Consider the following 1897-nt stretch of genomic DNA (forward strand, 5'->3'; position numbering starts at 1 on the left):
TAGCCTACGAACGAAACCTTCATGAGGGCCTGTTTCTGCTGGCAGGGGATGACGAAATCGCCGTTAGCGTTGCTCACGCCTCCACAGAGAAAGGAGGAATCCTTCGGGTTGAGCAGCTGGATATTGGCGAATTCTACAGGAAGATTGTGATTGTCTATCAGTCTGCCTATCAGCTTGCGCTCGCTCTTGCGTATGCATTCTACCGTGATGAGGCTGTCACCTACGGTCATCTGCATCGGATAGAAACCGATTACCTTGCGGATGGCATCGGGAATATTGGCTGTCTTCACGTTCTGGGTAACTGTGAAATCCTCCAGTTCGTTGTAGATGAAACTGATTTTGTAGCGCTTGGAAGCCTTGTCGAGGTCGATGAGGACGTCCGACATGCTGCGGTTGTGATAGTTGCGCTGGATGTGCTGTGCGCTCATCGCCAGGGCGAACGTGCACAGCAGGAATATGATGGCTGAAAATCTTCTCATAATGATACTTTTTAACTTTGAGCTTTGAACATTGAACTTTATGATTACTTTGAGAGTCGATAATATTATGCTTACTTTTGATAAGCTTGTTATTTTACAATCAGCTCGTTTTGTTGCAATTCGATGTTTACATTCTCGAATTGGTTCAGTTCTTTTACGATGTTCTCGATGCTCGAATGACTGTTCCATTCGTAATAGAGGCGGAGGGTCTTGTCCTCGTTATTCTCAAACTTCACTTGTAAATCATAATAAGAAGCAATCTCTGAAATCATCTGCTCGAAAGTCACATTCTCGAAAGTCTTGTGAATGGCTGGCTTTTCTGGTTTCGGATGAGTCAGGGAATCCGTTGCTGCTACCTGCTTTGCGGAATCTGATTTCATGACTTCCGGATGAGTGTCCGCGGTTACTTGGGTTGTTTCCTGGCTGCGCTTGATGTAAGTATGGATTGCGGCAAAGGCAATACCCGAAATCAAGACAAAGCCGGCGATGGATGCTGCCAGTTTACGCCAGGAAGTTATAGGATGGGATGCTTCCTGAAGTTGATGTTTCTGGCTGAATTTCTCCCATTCCTCATCTACATTAATAATAGGAGAGGGGCTTTCAAGTGCAGAATCCACTTCCACCATCGTCTGATAGAGTTTTCGGCATTCCTCATCCTGCAATATTTCACGAATCTCCTCATCAGAATACTTCTCCTGATGGTCGATGATATCCAGTATTTTTTCAAACTTGTCCATAATAAATCTGCTAAGGGTTAAACTTTTGCTTTAATTTTCTGATGCCTTGCGCCAGATGCTTATAAACTGCCACTTCGCTGATGCCCAATTCCGTAGCAATCTCCCGATATTTCAGTTTCTGTCGAAAGCGGAGATTGAGTACCTTGCGGGTTTGTGGCGTGAGTTCAGCATCCATATAAGCCTGAATTGCCTCGTACTTTTCGGTCTCCCTGTCTATTTCGGCAATCGTCGCTTCCAGGGGAGCTATCGAAGTCGAAGTATCGGCTTTCAGGAGGTGATGAACCCGGTCTTTCATCTTCTGTCGGCTCAACAGGTTAAGGCATTTATGGCGCACACACACCAGAAGGTAGCTCCCGGCGTTGGCGGAAGGCAGGGGCGAATCGCTGGCTATTGTCTCGTTATCAAGACCCAGTTGAGTCTTTCCGTCGAGCACATCGGCAAAGACTTCGCTCACCACATCCTTGCTGGCTGCATCATCCTTCAGAAGTACCCTGGCCAATTGGTACATCCTCAGATAATGCTGCCGGAAGAGCTGTTCTATCGTTTCTTTGTTTATTTGCATTACTTTATTTTCTTTTCTTTTGCGTATATTACAATCGAATTTTCATTTTCCTAACCCTTAGCAGAATATTTTTTAATGCAAATTTTTAAAACGTCAAAAATACCCTATCGGACTTGCTC

2 protein-coding genes and 1 pseudogene are annotated in these 1897 nt (G+C 45.1%); all 3 read right to left on the reverse strand.

Annotation, left to right across the window (positions count from 1 at the left end):
* Window positions 1–479: pseudogene (locus tag KSW37_RS15450) on the reverse strand (outer membrane beta-barrel family protein); the annotation flags it as partial.
* 89 nt (window positions 480–568) lie between these two features.
* Window positions 569–1216, reverse strand: coding sequence for a DUF4974 domain-containing protein (locus KSW37_RS15455; RefSeq protein ID WP_217743527.1), 648 nt, complete (start codon window positions 1214–1216; stop codon window positions 569–571).
* A gap of 10 nt (window positions 1217–1226) precedes the next feature.
* Window positions 1227–1778, reverse strand: coding sequence for a sigma-70 family RNA polymerase sigma factor (locus KSW37_RS15460; RefSeq protein WP_217315333.1), 552 nt, complete (start codon window positions 1776–1778; stop codon window positions 1227–1229).
* Window positions 1779–1897 lie beyond the last annotated feature (119 nt).

Origin of the sequence: Segatella copri, from assembly GCF_019127135.1 — a bacterium.
Classification (GTDB): Bacteria; Bacteroidota; Bacteroidia; order Bacteroidales; family Bacteroidaceae; genus Prevotella.

Excerpts from the sequence above, each read along its gene's own strand:
- KSW37_RS15460 (WP_217315333.1), bottom strand. The coding sequence starts at position 1,778 with ATGCAAATAAACAAAGAAACGATAGAACAGCTCTTCCGGCAGCATTAT.
- KSW37_RS15455 (WP_217743527.1), bottom strand. The coding sequence starts at position 1,216 with ATGGACAAGTTTGAAAAAATACTGGATATCATCGACCATCAGGAGAAG.